A 15,849-nucleotide genomic window follows, 5' to 3' on the forward strand; every position below is an offset into this window, starting at 1 on the left:
TGTCGGGAAGGTCGCCGATTCCTCATTCGTCGACCGATCGGTCAACGTATACATATAAAAACATCACATGAAAAGAGAAAAATCTTAAATCGATGTGATGCTTTTGATCACACTTAGAAGCTCGAATGAAAATCAACTGTCTGCCTGTCTACAGGCTGGAGAGAAGGGCGAGACGACGGTGTTCGCTGGCCTCGGTCGTGGCGGGCAGTGGGCCATCGGTCCCTTCGCAGAGCGCCGCCACATGCGACTCGGCCGCCGGGGTCAGCGCGAGGTAGAGCCGGCAGAAGAGCGCCCGCGCCTCTGGCGCGTTCCAGTCTGCGGGCAAGTGTTCGACGGGCAGGCGAGGATCGCGCAAGAGGACAAAGCGATAGGCATGGACTAAGAGTAGGCGCGCCGTCAGCGCCTCTGACTCGGAGAGCCGGTCAGGGGTGAGGCTGCTGAAGAGTGCAATGAAGCCTGCGTAGCCATCGCGCAACGCGGTCAGGTCCCAGAATGCAGTCAAGGGCCTCGCATTGGTCAGCGCCTCGGCATGAAAGACGAGCGCCCCTGTGGGCGGGGCTTGCCCACGATCCGGCCGGATAAACACACTACCGCCCAGATGCCCCATCCGTTGCCGTACTGCATCCTCAAGGCGCATCTCGGGATCATGGATGATCTGCCATCCATGCGCCGGTCGGTCCAGCCCATAGAGCAGATCCGCTGCACGCAGGAATTCTGCAGCCGCAGATTGCTTAAGACGATAAAAGCTCCGCCGTCCGACGCGCTCACCTTCAATCTGTGAAGCCGCCACAAGCCGCGATACAGCTGTACGCACGAGAGATTCGTTGATGCCAACCTTCGAACACAAGGCGATCAGGCTGCCTGTCCACAACACGCCTCCACGCGGGACGACAACATCACCGTAGATGGTGACGATGAAGGCAGCCGCATTCAACCGCATCGCGGACGCAATTACGGAACTTTTTGACACAATCAGCCTTCGGCGTTCGTTCTTGAGATGCGGTCGTTTATCCGGCGTGTGTGTTTGCAGGCAAGCAGAGTTTGAGCGACCACTGCTCAGTCAAGTGAAAAGCTTCCAGCTGCGGGTACAGCAACCTTGGGCCACCATGCTGAGCGTCGCTGCTATCCTTAGTGGAGTCTCTACCCGCGCCACAACACGGGCGCTGCGCCAGAGGATCGGGACGGAACAAGCCACTGAGCATTGACGATGTGACCGCCCACCTACTGCACGTCATCTCTGTCGGTATTCAGGCCTCGCGAGAGTGAAAGAAATCAACCATCGACTTGACTCCTTCCGCATATGGGGTTGGGGTGAAGTCTGGATAGCGGGCGGCAAACCGGCTCCAGTCCAGCACGTAGTCGTCACGGAACTGATAGCCCATTTCGGCGACCTCCCGGATCGTGCTATTGAAAAGCCCGAGAAGCGAGATAATGAACGGTGGCAGATGCGCCACCTTGAAATCTCGTCCCAATACTGCACGGAAATGATCGGCCATCTCCTCAACCGTGACCGCCGGGCCGACCGGCAAATGCCAGACCGCTCCATAGGCCACGTCATCCAACGCCAGCCGCACCAGCGCGCGGCCATTGTCCAGCGTGTAGGCATAGGTATGACGAGGCCCCTGCGGCATCAGCGTCTGCGGCGGCTTGCCAGCAAGAAGGTTCTCCAGGAACTGAATATAGAAGGGCGAGTTGATAGCGCCGGGCCCGTAGAAGTCCGCAGACCGGCCGATCACGACCCGTACGCGACCGGCTGCGTGTGCCTGCAATGCCAGATCGGCTACTGCCTTGCGTGCCCGGCCCTTGCGCGTCGTGGGCGTTTGCTGGTGATCCTCGGTTATCGGATTGGCCAGCGGAGGTGGGCCGTACATATACACGTTGTCGAAGAAGATCAGCCGGGCGCCCGCAGCCTCGCAGGCACTCAGGACAGCACGCATTATGACCGGCCAGTCGCGCTCCCACACGGCTCCGACATAGGGCAGCCCGATGCAAAGGTAAACGTGGCTTGCTCCGACCAGATGGGGCGCGAGTGCTGCGGCATCCCGTACATCGGCATCCGACCGACCGATCGCGATGACATCGACACCGGTCGCCTGAAGGGCCTTGACCGTTGCACTCGCTATCGCACCGCCAGCGCCAAGTACGATGTGCCGTTCGGGCATGTCCGATCTCCTTTCTGACATCACTGCGCGAAGACGATCCGCTCAATAGGGCGGGCGTTCATGCCATTGCCGGATCGATCTGAGATCTGCGGGGCAATTGTCATAAAGCGAGCGACGTCCCTCGCTCACGCCCAGCACTTTGAGGATGCGTGAGCCAAAGCCCGTCGGCTCGAAAGGGATCACCTGCTTGAAGGTCTCATCGGGCTCAAAGGCGAACAGGCGTGGAACCATTGGCCAGTCGGGCGTCAGCACACAGCCGTACACGCTGCCCTGATAGCCCTCGACATCGCCAAGGACACCGCCATTGTGCTGATCGAGTAGTGCATAGCTGGCGCGCCCGTCGCGTAGGGCACTGCGTGTCAACCCAAAATAGGCCTCGCTTTGCGCCAGCGCCGCTTCGATCTCCTGATTCTTCTGCCTGGGATCGAAGACGTAATCCTGCACGTACAGACCATCATGATTGCCCAATGGCACCGTGGCGGGGTTGGTGAACTCAACCACCTGCCTCTGCCCCTTGCGCAGTACATAGCCTGAGAAGCGAAAGACGAGGCGGCCGCCCGGGCTTTCGGCGAAGCGATAGTCGAGCACAGGAAAACCATCGGCCGAGTATCCCACGGTCAGCGGTCCGCTACTTTTCCCGCGCGCTAGCGCTTCCGAGCGAAGCGCCTCGATCAGTAGGCGCGGATAGCCGTGGTAGTGGAACATGCCGCTCGGTTGCACGTGTCCGGCAATCAAGGCCGGCACGCCAACCAATTGAGAAACCACCGGGTGCGTCACCTCATATTCCCAGCCCGTGCACGCACGGTCGAAGGGATTGTTGGGGTCGGCTGGGCCACCGTCGTACCAAGGCCCGGAAGGATCGAGGATCGAGCCGTCGAGCAGCACGCCGAAGGGAATCATGTTCATTGCCCAGGACTGGTGATCACGCCCGGGAGCCATTCCCAGACGAGCCCGATCGAGCGTGCGAAGGGCATAACCGCCCTCGCCGAGTTGCAAGCGGTCGTTGATGGCGAAGGGATCATTCTGGTTGGGAAACAGATCACGCGGCCGCACGACGGCGCCAGTATCGGGGTCTATGAACGCCTCCCGGGGTGCGGCGCGGCCCGAGAAGCGGCGTATCCATTGGCCGCTCGCGGCATCGCGGAAAGTTTCGGTGTGCATGACGAGATTCACTTCCGATTGCGCCAGCGCGTCGGAGGTCGGTCGAAACCCACACAATATTAATGCCCCAGCGAACGCGGTTCTGCGGGATATCCTCACTGCACAATTCATAGCTGAGCATCCGTGCGCACTGGCCATCAGCATGTCTCTCGTCGCCGCCCGTCACTGGACAGGCTGTGCCCTCAAAGCACTTGTGCGGCAGGAGCGAGGTTCACTCTTGTGGACAAGGCATGCAGCGCGATGGCGTGCAGCATGTCGCTCACCGTGGTGCAGGCATCGGTCAGCACGGTGACCTTCTTGTAGCGATCCGTCTGACGCGACAGTGCAGTGTGCGTCACGCAGTTCTGGGTCATCATCCCGCACAGGATCAGTTCGTCGACGCCCAACTGCTGCAACGTTTCGTGCAGATTGGTGCGCTCGAAACTGTCGGCAAAGTGTTTGACGACTACCGGCGCGTCCGGTGCGGCCTCGCGGATCTTGGGGTGAATCTCAACGCCAGGGGTGTTGGCGTTGAAGAAAGGGGCGGGTCCTTGCTGCGGGTCGGCCACGTGCTGCACATGCACCACCGGGACGCCTTTGGCGCGTGCGTTCGCGATGGCGCGCTCGATTGTGAGCAGCGTGGCGTCGGTGTTGGCCAGTGGAAAGGCACCACCGGGGAAGTAGTCGTTCTGCAGGTCAATGACGATCAGTGCGGGTTTGCTCATGGTTCTTGTTCGCCTGGATGGGGCCACTCAACGGTGGCGACGGCTCCATTCTCTAGGTTTGGGCCCGTCGACGCCATTGGCCTGATTCAAGTTTTTCGTTAAGAATGGGCCAATGTTCTTCTCATTCCCCAAAGGTCGCCCTCATGACCACTCATCCAAAAAACAGTGACCCGTCTGTTCGTGTCGCCGTGGTCGCTTTTGACGGGATCAGCCCTTTTCATTTGGCCATTCCCGGCGTGATCTTTGGTGAGGCGCCGCAGGCGCCGAATCCGTTCGAGCTTGTGTTCTGCACTGCAGAGCCTCAGCCACTCACCACCAGCGCGGGTTATCTAATCTCTGGAATCGCTGACTTGCGAGCGCTGCACGGTGCCGACCTCGTCATCGTACCGAGCTGGCGCAACGTGAACGAGCGCCCTCCGGAGTCCCTGCTGCGCGCACTCCGTTCCGCCAAGGCGGCCGGCGCACAAATCGTCGGTTTGTGCCTCGGTGCCCATGTGCTGGCCGAGGCAGGGTTGCTCAACAACCGCCGAGCGACCACCCATTGGGAATATGCGGAGCAGATGGCGAAGCAGTTTCCCGCGATTAATGTCGAACCGGACGTGCTGTACGTCGCGGAGGAAGGCGTGATGACGTCAGCCGGAACCGCCGCGGGATTGGACGCTTGCCTAGAGATTGTGCGGCAGCGGCTAGGTGCCGCGCGGGCCAGCCAAGTGGCCAGACGGCTGGTAATCCCACCTCATCGAGCGGGAGGGCAGGCACAGTTCATCAAGCGCCCCCTGCCGCTCACCCCCGGTGGCCATCGTCTGTCCCAGCTGATCGAGTCGGTGCGAAAGCGCCTGAACGAGACCCACAGTCTTGACAGTCTGGCAAGAGAAGCGGGCATGAGTCGGCGCTCCTTCACTCGTCAATTCAAGGCATTGACGGGCTCCACCGTGCTGACATGGCTTCTCACGGAGCGCCTGCATCTTTCCCAGCAACTCCTGGAGCAGACCGATCAGTCGATAGAGCGGATCGCCGAGTTGGCGGGGTTTGGGTCCGCCGAGTCGTTGCGGCATCACTTTCGCAGGGCCTTCCGCACCCCCCCGATCGATTGGCGGCGCAGTTTTCAAGGCGAAGCGCGAACTAGCTCGCCCGCCATAGTCGATAGCGCCCCTGACCGGTAATCTCACGGATCAAACCCCGCGCTTCCATCCAGGCGAGGTTGCGCTGAATGGCGGCGCGGCTGGATCCGGTAAGGCCCTCGGCCATTGGCGCGGAGACAAGCGGCCATTCGGTCAGCACTGCGCGCAGCGCCGAAGGTGTGCGACCCGATAGCGGTGCTATCTCCGTTTCGACTCGCGCTGACCATGCCTCGATATCGTCGAGGTGCCGCATCGCCGTCCGACATGCCGTCTCCATCCCGTCAAGCCACCGCGCCAAACGGTCAGAGGCTGGGCCTCCGGAGCGCAGCCCCCCTGCCCCACCCATAGCCAGTGGCGTAAAGACCGCACCCTTTCCCTCGCAGGCCGCAATCCGCGCGGCCGTGACCGCCGCTTCCATCCGGTCGCCAAGCTGCCCAAGCCCCGCAAGGCTCCAGAGGTGAAATCCCATGCATGCGCGGGTGATAGGGTGAAGGTCAGCGCCTTGCGCCATAAGTTCAAGCCAGCCACACGCCCGATCCGCGAAGGGTTCGGCTTTATCATCCAGTTTCTCGGGGTCGCGGCGATCAAGGAAAGCGGATAGGTCAATCTCAGGCCTCGGCCCCCCCGTCAGCCGCCGCACCGCCCATCCGACACGCGCCAGCGCCGTCGTAGAGTCCTGAACACCAGACAGGCGCAGCGAAATCCAAAGCGCAAGCCGATCCGGGCTGATCCGGTCACCCGCAAACCAGCTGAGATCAGCCGCCTCGATTAGCGCAAGCCTGAGCCGCCAGCCCTCCGGTCCCCGCTTCAGCCGTTCGTCCAAGGCACCGAGCCGCCCCGCGACGCGGGCAAGCCGCGCGGCATGGCCCGCCTCGGCCTTCCGCCAGTCGTCAAGAACCGCGGTCTCGTGGGGCTCCACCCGTAGTCCCGGCGGCAGACTGTCGAGCTCGTCTTCGGTTGGAGCGGGCAGGAACCAAAGTTCGTCTTCAGACAACTCCTCGGCCTCTTCCACACTGGTCAGAGGATTGTCAAAATCGTCATGAACGGTCGATGCTTGGCGTTTCATATGTGCAAAATATAGCCATTTTGCACTTTACCAAAGGGTTTTCTCCGGGCGATTCCCCACTCCTCATATATGACGCGCGCGCAACCGTCCGCGAAGCTCACGGATTGCGCTCAGCCGCAGGAAACCAAGGGCATTTCACTGAACTGGACGACAGAAAGCGCTATTGCATCCGTTTACAAACGGTCGTTTAGTGACGATATATGAAACTGCAAACGTCCTGTTTTGATGCCCCTGATCGGCTATGCACGCGTCTCGACTGAGGATCAGACCCCCCTGCCCCAGTCGCAGGCCCTGAAATCCGCGGGTTGCGCAGAGATCCATGAAGAGCAAGCATCGGGAGGGAACCGCGCGCGGCCCGTGCTGGCCCGCGTGCTCGAGCGGATTAGCAAGGGCGACACGCTGGTTGTCGTGCGCATTGATCGTCTGGCGCGGTCGCTGTCGCACCTCCTCGAAGTGATCGAACGGCTGGAAGCCAGAGGCGCCTTCTTCCGATCGCTCATGGACCCGATCGATACGTCCTCGCCGCAGGGCAAGTTCACCCTGCAGGTTCTGGGTGCTGCGGCCGAGTTCGAGCGGGCCCTGATCCGCGAACGCACCAAAGCCGGGCTAGCCAGTGCAAAGACTAAAGGCCGGGTTGGCGGCAATCCGGGCCTGCGCGCGCGGGATCCGGCGGCGCTGCGCAAGTTGAGGCTGGCCCGGCAGGACGGCTACATGGAGCGGCTGAATGAGACGGCGCAGGACTGGGTTCCCCATGTCCGTCGCCTGCGCCCCAACTTGGCCTGGGAAGACGTGCTGCGCATCGTCAACGGCCCCCTGCCCCGCGAGCGCCAATGGACGCAAAGCCGCCTTTTGCGCGCGGTCAACGCCTATGTGCGGGACGGCTTCCTACCGCCCACGGTACTGGACCGCGCCGGCCGCCGCGAAACCGACGACCGCCTGCCCGTCATCGTCGCCGCCATCAAGGGCGCGGATCCGGACATCACGCTTCAGGCGATCTGCAGCCGGCTGGAAGCCATGCGCGAGCGAACACCCCGTGGGCGGACAAGCTGGCAGCCGTCATCCGTGAAGATGCTGCTGGAGAGGGCTGTGAGGCTGGGGCTGCTTGCGTAGTCGAGATACCTTGCAAATCCTCCACGACATGGAAGGAATACAAGGCTTTGGCCAGCGCCATGCTCAGAAACTCTCTGCTCACTCACACAAAGGGGTTGATGATGCGAAGCTGGCCTTCGATCAGCAGGCCATCTTGCATGTCCTCGCTCCACAGCGTGGTGCAGCCCGCAACCAGAGCGCTGGCCACGATCATGGCGTCGTAGATCGAGAAGCTGTAGCGTTCCGCCAAGGCGCGGCCGACGTCATGGGTCTGAATGGTCAGGTCTTCGACGTGGCACAAGGCACGAATGCCCTCAATAAACGCCCCTGCTTCCTCCCAACTCAGGCCAGCCTTGCGGCGACAGTTCACCAGCGTCTCGTTCAGGACCTGAACGCTGATCCGGGGCCCCTGCCCCAGGATAACCTCGGCGCGATCGGCCTTTGGGCCATCGTCGAGCAGGTAAAGAACGACATTCGTGTCCGCGAACTCAGCGCTCATGCGCGTCATCGCGGCTCAGGCGCTCTGCAGCGGGCAGCTTGCCCCGGAAGCGGCGCAGACCCGTCAGCACCTCATCTGCGCGCGCCAGACGACGGACTCTGACCTCGCCGTCGTCCTTCACCAGATCGATCTGATCGCCTTCCTTGAGGCCAAGCTCCCGGACAAGCTCCGCGGGCAGACGAACGGCAAGCGAGTTGCCCCATTTTGCGACCTGCATCGCAGCCTCCTGCATGGATATACTTGCAGTAATGTATATCATTCTGGCTGCATGGGCAAGACTGCCCGCGAGCCTGGGCTACTCTTGTGCGTCAGGCAGCGGCTGGCACTATATTTAGAAAGGGCTTGCGCGAATCTGGCTCCTCCGGCAATAGTCACGGAAAAGGGCGACTAAACGCCGAAATCCGTGAACACGCCACGGACGCGCGAGGGCAGATGAGCAGAGCCGATAGACCAGAAGACCTGAACGCCGTGATCCGCCAGCACTCAGAGTTGTTGGCGGCGCAACTTCATGCGCAGCGTGAGAGCCTGTTCCCGCCCGACGCTTCAAAAACTATGCGCAAATTCACCTCTGGGGAAGCCGCTGCACTGTTGGGCGTCAACGACTCATACCTCAGGAAGCTTCACCTTGATGGCAAGGGACCATCGCCAGAGGTCACATCGGGGAACCGGCGGCATTATTCTGCTGAAGATATCCATAACTTGCGGATATTGTTGGAGAAAACAGCTCGCAAGCCGGGAGACTACCTGCCTGGTCGCCGCGCTGGAGATCATCTTCAGGTTATTGGCGTAATGAACTTCAAGGGTGGTAGTGGCAAGACAACCTCCTCGGCGCATCTTGCGCAAAGGTTGGCCCTCAAAGGGTACCGTGTCCTGGCAATCGACCTTGATCCGCAGGCATCGTTTACGGCCTTGCACGGGGTTCAGCCGGAGTTCGACCTGCTTGATGGTGGCACACTCTACGATGCGATCCGCTATGAAGATCCGGTTCCGATAGCAGAGGTCATCCGCAAGACCTACATACCGAACTTGGACCTGATTCCCGGAAACCTCGAACTCATGGAGTTTGAGCACGAGACGCCCCGGGCACTTTCTCGCGGTAATGCGGGATTGTTCTTCTTCCGTGTGAAGGAGGCACTTGCGCAGGTCGATGATCGGTATGACGTCGTCGTTATCGACTGTCCTCCGCAACTCGGATTCTTGACCATGTCCGCGCTGTCGGCCGCGACAGGCGTTCTTGTGACGATCCATCCCGAGATGCTCGACGTGATGTCGATGAGCCAGTTCCTCAGAATGACGGCCGACCTCATGGATGTCATCGCCGATAGCGGAGCCGACATGTCGCATGACTGGATGCGCTATCTGTTGACCCGTTACGAGCCGACGGATGCACCACAGAACCGCATCGTCGCCTTCCTGCGGACGATGTACGGAGACAAGGTATTGAACGCTCCGATGCTCAAGTCGACGGCCATATCGGATGCCGGCCTGACGAAGCAGACCCTGTACGAGGTCGAACGGAGCGCCTTCACCCGGACGACCTATGACCGGGCAGTCGAAAGCCTGAATGCCGTCAACGATGAGATCGCCCAGCTCATCCAGAAGACGTGGGGGCGCTGATGACCGACACCAAGAAAAAACGTATGTCCATGCTCGACAGTTTGGCGGCTGCGGGCACGCCCCCTGCCCCGGGCAGCATGATGTCAAGCAATCGGGCGCTCCGCTCTGCGCGCGATGCCGTGGATGCTCATCATGTCTGGGAACTCGATCCAGATGAGATCGAGGACGAAAGGTATTCGGATCGCCTCGACCCCAAGGATGTGCATGACCTGCGCGTGTCGATAGAGCAGAACGGCCAGACCGTCCCCATTCTCGTAAGGCGCCACCCGACCGAGGCCAATCGCTATCTCCTCGTCTATGGACGCCGACGTCTTGAGGCCATTCGTGCCTCCGACAAGGTCAAGAAGGTTCGAGCGCTTATCGCGAACCTGGACGATACGGCCGCGTTGCGCGCCCAGGTTTCCGAGAACACTGGAAGGCGCGACCTCAGCTACATCGAACGCTCCCTCTTCGCGCAGGAACTGCTCGACAATGGCTTTGGCTCGCAGGCTCAGATTGCCGAAGTGCTGAACGTGACGCGCTCTGCGGTTTCGATGTCGATCTCGGTTGCCAAGGCGATCGGGACTGCCTTGGCCCAAGCGATCGGACCGGCGCATGGCATCGGGCGCCCCAGATGGGAGTCCTTGGCGAAGGACCTGTCTAATGCAGACATGGGCATGGACGAGCTTTGCCAGGTTGCGATTGATGCCCGTGGCAAAGCGGCTGCTGGCGAGCAAGCCGACGAGGAGCCCCGGGTTGATCCTTCGGTCGCGGCATTTGAGGCCGTTGTCCGTCATGTGAAAAGGAACACTGGTTCTTCTCCTGGCCGGAAGCCGAGACAAAAAGCGACGCCCCTTCTGATCGATGGCGCGCCTGTGGGAGTGATCAAGAGGTCGACTCGGGCGCTTAGGCTGGATCTTACGAATGTGGACGATGCCTTTGCGCAGTGGCTCGACGCCCGTGCGCAGAACGTCCTCGAAGATCTCCATGACCGCTGGAAACGCGAGACATGAAGACAGGTAGAGCAGCAACAATAAGGAGGCACGGTACAGGCTAAAGAAAAGGTCCCGCAAAGCTTGCGCTCCACGAGACCCCAACTTTGATCTTAGCACCTTCAAGGTAGTGGGCCAGCGCGCAAACCGCAAGTCATATGTGATTCGCGGACCGGTTTTTCTATGCCTTCGTGATTGACATCATGGAGTACACACCGATTTCGCCGTTTATGCGGCCGATCTCGCACGCCCATCTGCGCGTGATCGAGCGGCCTGAAGCGTCCGTTCAGGGCAAGCCCGTCAACAAGTGGGAGCTCCTTCGCGAGCTGTCCAAGGCGCAGGTCGCCTTTGAGGTTTCCGAGCGCGATCTGACGGTTCTCCAGGGGCTGCTCAGCTTCTTTCCGAATGATGCGCTTGGCGGGAACGCGGAGATGGTCGTCTTCCCTTCCAACAAAGCGATCTGCGAGCGGCTGAACGGTATGCCTGCCTCCACGATGCGTCGTCACCTGGCCCGCTTGGTCGAAGCAGGCTTGCTCATGCGGCGTGATAGCCCCAACGGGAAGCGCTATGTCCGCAAGACTGGCGAAGAGCGTGTGGCTTTTGGCTTCGACCTCTCGCCGCTTTACTGTCGGTCCGAGGAGATTGCACGAGCTGCAGAGGCCGTGCGTGAGGCCGAGGAGCGTATCAGGCGGTTGAGGGAAGTTGTGAGCCTCATGCGGCGCGATCTCGCGGCCCTCGCGGACTTTGGAGAGGAGATCCAGCCGGGCTTTGGCTTCTGGAATGAGCTTCGCGACACGGCGGTCATCACAGCGCGCGCTCTGCGCCGCAAGTTGTCGTTTGCTGATCTCGCGGCCTGCCGTGACGAACTTGAAGCTCTCCTGGATAAGGCCCGGAACCTCATTGATGGCCCTGAAACAGAAGAAATGAACACCAATGATGATCGTTTTGAGCGCCACTATCATAATTCAAATACAGACCCTTTCGATCTTGAACCTGCCTTAGAAAAAGGCGGGGCGGCGGCCGGCGCGCCTGATGAGGATACCGAGGCGCGCGGTGCAGATGTGGAAGAAGCAGAGACGAGAAGTTTGCCAAAGATTCCACTCCATCTGGTGATTGCGGCTTGCCCTTCCCTCAAAACTTTCTACCAGGGCGATATCCGACACTGGCATCAGCTTTTCGATGCGGCCTGCCACGTCCGGCCCGCCATGGGTATCAGTGCATCCGCCTGGGAAGAAGCGCAGCGGTTCATGGGTCCAGAGCAGGCGTCCATCGTCCTGGCCGCCATCTTGGAACGCTTCTCCGATATCCGATCGCCTGGGGGGTACCTTCGCGCGCTTACATCGAAGGCAGCGGCGGGCGAATTCTCCTGCGGGCCGATGGTCATGGCGCTGATGTCCCGGCGGACTGCTGCCTGAAGTTCACAGCTGTGAACTGTTCGTGGCAGGGTGAGAGCTTTCCCCAGAGTTCACAGCTGTGAACTCATTTAGCGGAATCGAGCTTACGGATCCTTAGAGGGAAAGATTGGGGGTTGAGGGGTGACGGGAAGTGAGATCGGGAGAGTGTCTTCCGGCGCCCGTCGTGGAGAAGATCTGATGGCGAAAGTTGCCCAGAACGTCGTCCTGTCCCCGTCGCGGGACATCCCCTTCGACAAGCTCATGCTGAGCCAGACCAACGTGCGACGCATCAAGGCCGGCGTCTCGGTCGAGGAACTGGCCGAGGACATCGCGCGTCGCGGCCTGCTGCAGGGGTTGAACGTGCGGCCCGTGCTTGATGCCGAAGGTGTCGAGACCGGCATGTTCGAGATCCCGGCCGGTGGTCGGCGCTTCCAGGCGCTGTCGCTGCTGGTGAAGCAGAAGCGGCTGGCGAAGGCCGCGCCGATCCCCTGCATCGTGCGGGATGCCGCGTCTCATATCCTGGCAGAGGACGACTCGCTGGCGGAGAACATGCAGCGCGTGGCACTGCATCCGCTCGACCAGTTCAGGGCGTTTCAAGCCCTGCGCGAGAAAGGTCAGGGCGAGGAGGCGATCGCCGCCGCCTTCTTCGTCACCCCGCAGATCGTGAAACAGCGCCTGAAGCTCGCCTCCGTGGCCCCTGCCCTGCTCGAGGTCTATGCCGAGGATGGGATGACGCTGGAACAGCTGATGGTCTTCACGGTGAACCCGGACCACGCGCGTCAGGTTCAGGTCTGGGAGGCTGTGAAGAACTCCTGGAACAAGGAGCCCTACGCCATCCGGCGCATGCTGACGGAAACTTCGGTCCGGGCGTCGGATCGCCGCACTGTCTTCGTGGGTGTCGATGCCTATGAGGCGGCGGGCGGTGTGGTACTGCGTGATCTCTTCCAGGGCGATGACGGAGGCTGGCTCGAGGACCCCGCCCTGCTCGACCGGCTGGTCTCCGAGAAGCTCCAGGCGGAAGCCGGGGCGCTGACCTCAGAGGGCTGGAAGTGGATCGAGGTGGCGACCGACCTGCCCTACGGCTACAGCCACGGTCTCCGGCGTCTGGCCGGTGATCCTGCACCGATGACCGACGAGGACAGCGCTTCTCACGCGGCGCTGCTCGCCGAGTATCGTGCGCTGGAAGAGGAATATTCCGGCAAGGACGAATACCCCGAGGAGATCGACGCTCGGCTCGGGCAGCTCGAGATGGCAATGGAGGCGCTTGAGCAGCGGCCATTGGTCTACGACCCGGTCGAGGTCGGGCGCGCTGGCGTCTTCGTGACGCTGGATCGGGACGGCAGCCTCGCGGTCTACCGTGGCTATGTCCGGCCCGAGGATGAGCCGCGCGAAGCGACCGCGGTCCAGGCTGACGATACCGCGGGCGTTATGGGGCAGGGGGGTGATGTCGGTGTTTCCAGCTGGAAACCATCGGCGACCTCCGCTGGGGGCACCGTCATCACTTCGGGTGGTCAGCCGATCGGCGCGGATGCGTCCGATGACGAAGATGACGGTGCGCTGAAGCCGCTTCCCGAGCGGCTCGTCATGGAACTGACGGCCCACAGGACTCTTGCGCTGCGCGAGGCCATCGGGCGTTCGCCGGATGTGGCGCTGACGCTCCTGCTCCTGAAGCTGGTGAAGGACACCTTCCGCAGCTCCTCGGCTTCGGGCAGCTGTCTCGAGGCTTCGGTGCGTCATGTCTATATGTCGGCGCAGGCGCCCGATCTGAAGGACAGCATTGTGGCGAGGCTGGTCGACGAGCGTCACGCGGCCTGGGAGGCCGATCTGCCCCTCGGCGATGATGCCGCGCTCTGGGACTATCTGACAGTCCTCGATCAGGGAAGCCGTTTGGCGCTCCTGGCGCATTGCCTCAGCTTCGGGATCAACGCGCTCCATGAGAAGGTGAGCCCCTATGGCGCGGGCATCTCCGCCAGCGGCTTGACCCGCCGCATGGCACATGCCGACCTGGTGGCACGTGCGGTCGATCTCGACATGGTCGAAGCGGGGTGGGAGCCGACGGTCGACGGCTACCTCAACCGAGTGCCCAAGGCCCGCATCCTCGAGGCTGTGCGCGAGGCGAAGGGGGAAGGGACCGCGCAGCTTCTCGATCACCTGAAGAAGGGCGAGATGGCCACCGAAGCCGAGCGGCTCCTCAAGGGCAGCGGCTGGTTGCCCGAGGTCCTGCGTCGCGCTGATCTGGCGGCAGGCGACGGCGAGGAGATCGCAGAAGGGCAGGGGGAGGATGCGGGCGAGCCCGACGACATCGATCTCCCAGCCTTCCTGACGGCTGATCTGCCGGACACCGTTACGTCGATGATGGCGGCGGAGTGATCTGAGCCATCCGAGGGCGGGGAAGCCCGCCCTCATCTCAACAAAATACAGCGATATCAATATGATGAATGCGAAATCTCGCATTAAGGATGAGGAATCATGTCTGCAACGACCATCATCGACTCAGCCCCCCTCGGGGCGCTTATCCGCTACACCGACGGCAGTCCCAAGCCGCCGGCACGTTTCACCAAGAAGCTCGCGGCCTGGGAGCGCTCGAACGGCGTCGGTCGTCTCGTGAAGAAGGAACCGCCCAGGGTCTATCCGACCTGGACCGCTCCGGCCTCCTTCACGCTCCATGAGGGGAATTTCTCCTCTGACGGGGTGATCCTGGTCACCATCATGCGCAGTCATTCGGCGGATAGCCGTCTGATCTTCGAGGTGGCCGAGGAACCGAAGCCCGGCCAGGTGCGCGTGCTTCTGGACTTCGGCGGGAACACCGAACTGCTGCATCTGGCGGAGTCCGTCGCCGCAGCGGAGCTCTGGATCGCGCGGGAAGGTTATCGCAACGCGCGGCTTGAAATCGTCGGTGCCGAAGACGGCGATAGGGCAGGGGGCGCGGACCTGGCCGCTTGAGCCCTGACATGGCGTGAGGGGCCTGTCGACGGGCGCGCCTCTCACCGACCGCACCCTCGTCCCGCGATGTCGCGGGGCGCCGAAGGATCCATCCCCCAAAGACGGAGGTCTTCAACCATGAGCCTGGCCGGGAGGCTGGCGATAGAGCAACTCAGCGGGACAACAAGCTCCAGTCGTCAGGGCACCATCCCCCGCTCGCCATCCCCTTCCTTGCCCCGAATCCTGTCTTCGAGATCAACCCGCGAGGGGTCGGACTACGGGCAAGCCCGTGCCGCCGGGTGGATTCGGGCAAGCCGAACGCACCCGGTGATGTCAGCCAGTCTTCGGGCCTGCGGGGTCCTGTCGTGCGGGGGATGGTCCCCCGCCTCCAAGACAGGAGCCAAACAGATGTCCCGCAAAGATGCTCACGCCTTCGCCGCCTCCCTCGCCGCCACGCTCATGGTCTCGATCGTTGTCTTCCAGGCCGGGGATGGAACTTTCGGCGCCGTCCCCGCCGATGAGATCGACGGAGACGAGGTTCAAGTGATCGCTGAGGTAGACCCTTGGGCATGATGCCTACGCTTTTGCCGAGGGCTCGGCATCGGGGCAGGGGCCCCGATCCGGGCCGTTCGGCTTTCAGACCTCTCGTTGGCCCGGAAATCTGAGCCGACGCGGAGGTCGGCACGACTGCCCAAGGAGCCGAACGCCCGGTGTCGAGTTTACGGTCCGCCCGACACGTCGAGGAAGAGTTTAACCAGGGCGACGTTGATGAAGTAGTTGTGCTTTCCAGAGCGGTGCTTTTCGACAAAGCCATGCTCAGCCAAGGTGTCGAGATACTTTGGACTTGCCCTGCTTTTGTGGAGAGCTTCTAGCTTACTTCCCGGGCCTTTCGCTCGAAGGCGATTGGGCTTTGGAAGCCGAGCGATGAATGCCGCCTGACGGGGTTATAGAACCCGTCGATGTATCTGGCGACGGCGTTTTCGGCCTGCTGACGGGATTGCCATGCGACAGGCCAGATCAGCTCCGACTTGATGGTCTTGAAGAATGTCTCGACCATCGAGTTGAAGCTCCTATATTCGTCAAGCCGGTAGTGTGGGCAATTTTGGCCTGCACAGCGCCGTGAAGATTTCGCGGACGATGTAT

17 protein-coding genes and 1 pseudogene are annotated in these 15,849 nt (G+C 61.7%); 9 read left to right on the forward strand and 9 right to left on the reverse strand.

Features of this window, described 5'->3' with window-relative positions; genetic code table 11:
* Positions 1 to 148: 148 nt before the first annotated feature.
* Complete coding sequence (locus tag C0V75_RS23790) at positions 149 to 502, reverse strand: PaaX family transcriptional regulator C-terminal domain-containing protein (protein WP_254216547.1); 354 nt, start codon at positions 500 to 502, stop codon at positions 149 to 151.
* 27 nt (positions 503 to 529) lie between these two features.
* On the opposite strand from C0V75_RS23790, the gene C0V75_RS23795 reads away from it, so the two are divergent.
* Positions 530 to 781 (forward strand): hypothetical protein, encoded by a 252-nt coding sequence (locus tag C0V75_RS23795; protein ID WP_254216548.1) that lies wholly within the window; start codon positions 530 to 532, stop codon positions 779 to 781.
* A gap of 9 nt (positions 782 to 790) precedes the next feature.
* On the opposite strand, the pseudogene C0V75_RS23800 reads toward C0V75_RS23795, so the two are convergent.
* The 4 genes and pseudogenes from C0V75_RS23800 to C0V75_RS20690 all read right to left on the reverse strand — a co-directional run.
* Positions 791 to 940 (reverse strand): annotated as a pseudogene (locus tag C0V75_RS23800) (PaaX family transcriptional regulator); the annotation flags it as partial.
* A gap of 307 nt (positions 941 to 1,247) precedes the next feature.
* The gene (locus tag C0V75_RS20680; RefSeq protein ID WP_158241906.1) at positions 1,248 to 2,162 is read right to left on the reverse strand and encodes an NAD-dependent epimerase/dehydratase family protein; all 915 of its coding nucleotides are present in this window, start codon (positions 2,160 to 2,162) and stop codon (positions 1,248 to 1,250) included.
* A gap of 42 nt (positions 2,163 to 2,204) precedes the next feature.
* Positions 2,205 to 3,335 (reverse strand): YHYH protein, encoded by a 1,131-nt coding sequence (locus C0V75_RS20685; RefSeq protein ID WP_158241907.1) that lies wholly within the window; start codon positions 3,333 to 3,335, stop codon positions 2,205 to 2,207.
* Positions 3,336 to 3,505: 170 nt separating this feature from the next.
* A complete protein-coding gene (locus C0V75_RS20690; protein ID WP_101922885.1) occupies positions 3,506 to 4,027 on the reverse strand; it encodes a cysteine hydrolase family protein in 522 nt (173 codons plus the stop codon).
* 143 nt (positions 4,028 to 4,170) lie between these two features.
* Here C0V75_RS20690 and C0V75_RS20695 point away from each other — a divergent pair, with 143 nt between their 5' ends.
* The gene (locus C0V75_RS20695) at positions 4,171 to 5,190 is read left to right on the forward strand and encodes a helix-turn-helix domain-containing protein (RefSeq protein ID WP_101922886.1); all 1,020 of its coding nucleotides are present in this window, start codon (positions 4,171 to 4,173) and stop codon (positions 5,188 to 5,190) included.
* Here the strand turns inward: C0V75_RS20695 and C0V75_RS20700 are convergent.
* Entirely contained in the window at positions 5,150 to 6,214 is a 1,065-nt protein-coding gene (locus C0V75_RS20700) for a hypothetical protein (RefSeq protein WP_101922887.1), read from the reverse strand. The genes C0V75_RS20695 and C0V75_RS20700 overlap by 41 nt on opposite strands.
* A 225-nt stretch (positions 6,215 to 6,439) precedes the next feature.
* Here C0V75_RS20700 and C0V75_RS20705 point away from each other — a divergent pair, with 225 nt between their 5' ends.
* Positions 6,440 to 7,324 (forward strand): recombinase family protein, encoded by an 885-nt coding sequence (locus C0V75_RS20705; RefSeq protein ID WP_101922888.1) that lies wholly within the window; start codon positions 6,440 to 6,442, stop codon positions 7,322 to 7,324.
* 82 nt (positions 7,325 to 7,406) lie between these two features.
* Here C0V75_RS20705 and C0V75_RS20710 read toward each other — a convergent pair whose 3' ends face one another.
* Positions 7,407 to 7,802, reverse strand: a complete 396-nt coding sequence (locus C0V75_RS20710) for a PIN domain-containing protein (protein ID WP_101922900.1) — start codon at positions 7,800 to 7,802, stop codon at positions 7,407 to 7,409.
* Positions 7,792 to 8,019: an AbrB/MazE/SpoVT family DNA-binding domain-containing protein gene (locus tag C0V75_RS20715; RefSeq protein ID WP_101922889.1), complete on the reverse strand. Its 228-nt coding sequence runs from the start codon at positions 8,017 to 8,019 to the stop codon at positions 7,792 to 7,794. The genes C0V75_RS20710 and C0V75_RS20715 overlap by 11 nt, the downstream gene beginning before the upstream one ends.
* Positions 8,020 to 8,234: 215 nt before the next feature.
* Here C0V75_RS20715 and repA point away from each other — a divergent pair, with 215 nt between their 5' ends.
* From repA to C0V75_RS23190, 6 genes are all read left to right on the forward strand, one after another.
* Positions 8,235 to 9,419 (forward strand): plasmid partitioning protein RepA, encoded by a 1,185-nt coding sequence (gene repA / locus C0V75_RS20720; RefSeq protein ID WP_023666900.1) that lies wholly within the window; start codon positions 8,235 to 8,237, stop codon positions 9,417 to 9,419.
* Complete coding sequence (repB, locus tag C0V75_RS20725; protein WP_101922901.1) at positions 9,419 to 10,411, forward strand: plasmid partitioning protein RepB; 993 nt, start codon at positions 9,419 to 9,421, stop codon at positions 10,409 to 10,411. Before repA ends, repB begins: the two co-directional genes overlap by 1 nt.
* Positions 10,412 to 10,593: 182 nt before the next feature.
* Positions 10,594 to 11,805, forward strand: a complete 1,212-nt coding sequence (repC, locus tag C0V75_RS20730; protein WP_101922902.1) for a plasmid replication protein RepC — start codon at positions 10,594 to 10,596, stop codon at positions 11,803 to 11,805.
* A 177-nt stretch (positions 11,806 to 11,982) separates the two neighbouring features.
* Complete coding sequence (locus C0V75_RS20735; protein ID WP_101922890.1) at positions 11,983 to 14,154, forward strand: ParB/RepB/Spo0J family partition protein; 2,172 nt, start codon at positions 11,983 to 11,985, stop codon at positions 14,152 to 14,154.
* A 99-nt stretch (positions 14,155 to 14,253) separates the two neighbouring features.
* Entirely contained in the window at positions 14,254 to 14,727 is a 474-nt protein-coding gene (locus tag C0V75_RS20740) for a hypothetical protein (protein WP_101922891.1), read from the forward strand.
* A 387-nt stretch (positions 14,728 to 15,114) separates the two neighbouring features.
* Positions 15,115 to 15,279, forward strand: a complete 165-nt coding sequence (locus C0V75_RS23190; RefSeq protein ID WP_167384016.1) for a hypothetical protein — start codon at positions 15,115 to 15,117, stop codon at positions 15,277 to 15,279.
* 295 nt (positions 15,280 to 15,574) lie between these two features.
* Here C0V75_RS23190 and C0V75_RS20745 read toward each other — a convergent pair.
* The coding region (locus C0V75_RS20745; protein WP_254216545.1) for an IS3 family transposase at positions 15,575 to 15,849 on the reverse strand (275 nt) is incomplete at its 5' end.

This window comes from Tabrizicola sp. TH137 (assembly GCF_002855575.1).
Classification (GTDB): Bacteria; Pseudomonadota; Alphaproteobacteria; order Rhodobacterales; family Rhodobacteraceae; genus Paragemmobacter.

What these genes read in the sequence shown, in the direction of transcription:
- C0V75_RS20680 (WP_158241906.1), bottom strand. Translation starts at nt 2,162, where the DNA reads ATGCCCGAACGGCACATCGTACTTGGCGCTGGCGGTGCGATAGCGAGT.
- C0V75_RS23795 (WP_254216548.1), top strand. Translation starts at nt 530, where the DNA reads ATGAAAGACGAGCGCCCCTGTGGGCGGGGCTTGCCCACGATCCGGCCG.
- C0V75_RS20735 (WP_101922890.1), top strand. Translation starts at nt 11,983, where the DNA reads ATGGCGAAAGTTGCCCAGAACGTCGTCCTGTCCCCGTCGCGGGACATC.
- C0V75_RS20740 (WP_101922891.1), top strand. Translation starts at nt 14,254, where the DNA reads ATGTCTGCAACGACCATCATCGACTCAGCCCCCCTCGGGGCGCTTATC.
- repB (WP_101922901.1), top strand. Translation starts at nt 9,419, where the DNA reads ATGACCGACACCAAGAAAAAACGTATGTCCATGCTCGACAGTTTGGCG.
- C0V75_RS20695 (WP_101922886.1), top strand. Translation starts at nt 4,171, where the DNA reads ATGACCACTCATCCAAAAAACAGTGACCCGTCTGTTCGTGTCGCCGTG.
- C0V75_RS20715 (WP_101922889.1), bottom strand. Translation starts at nt 8,019, where the DNA reads ATGCAGGTCGCAAAATGGGGCAACTCGCTTGCCGTTCGTCTGCCCGCG.
- repC (WP_101922902.1), top strand. Translation starts at nt 10,594, where the DNA reads ATGGAGTACACACCGATTTCGCCGTTTATGCGGCCGATCTCGCACGCC.
- C0V75_RS20705 (WP_101922888.1), top strand. Translation starts at nt 6,440, where the DNA reads ATGCCCCTGATCGGCTATGCACGCGTCTCGACTGAGGATCAGACCCCC.
- C0V75_RS20690 (WP_101922885.1), bottom strand. Translation starts at nt 4,027, where the DNA reads ATGAGCAAACCCGCACTGATCGTCATTGACCTGCAGAACGACTACTTC.
- repA (WP_023666900.1), top strand. Translation starts at nt 8,235, where the DNA reads ATGAGCAGAGCCGATAGACCAGAAGACCTGAACGCCGTGATCCGCCAG.
- C0V75_RS23190 (WP_167384016.1), top strand. Translation starts at nt 15,115, where the DNA reads ATGTCCCGCAAAGATGCTCACGCCTTCGCCGCCTCCCTCGCCGCCACG.
- C0V75_RS20700 (WP_101922887.1), bottom strand. Translation starts at nt 6,214, where the DNA reads ATGAAACGCCAAGCATCGACCGTTCATGACGATTTTGACAATCCTCTG.
- C0V75_RS20710 (WP_101922900.1), bottom strand. Translation starts at nt 7,802, where the DNA reads ATGAGCGCTGAGTTCGCGGACACGAATGTCGTTCTTTACCTGCTCGAC.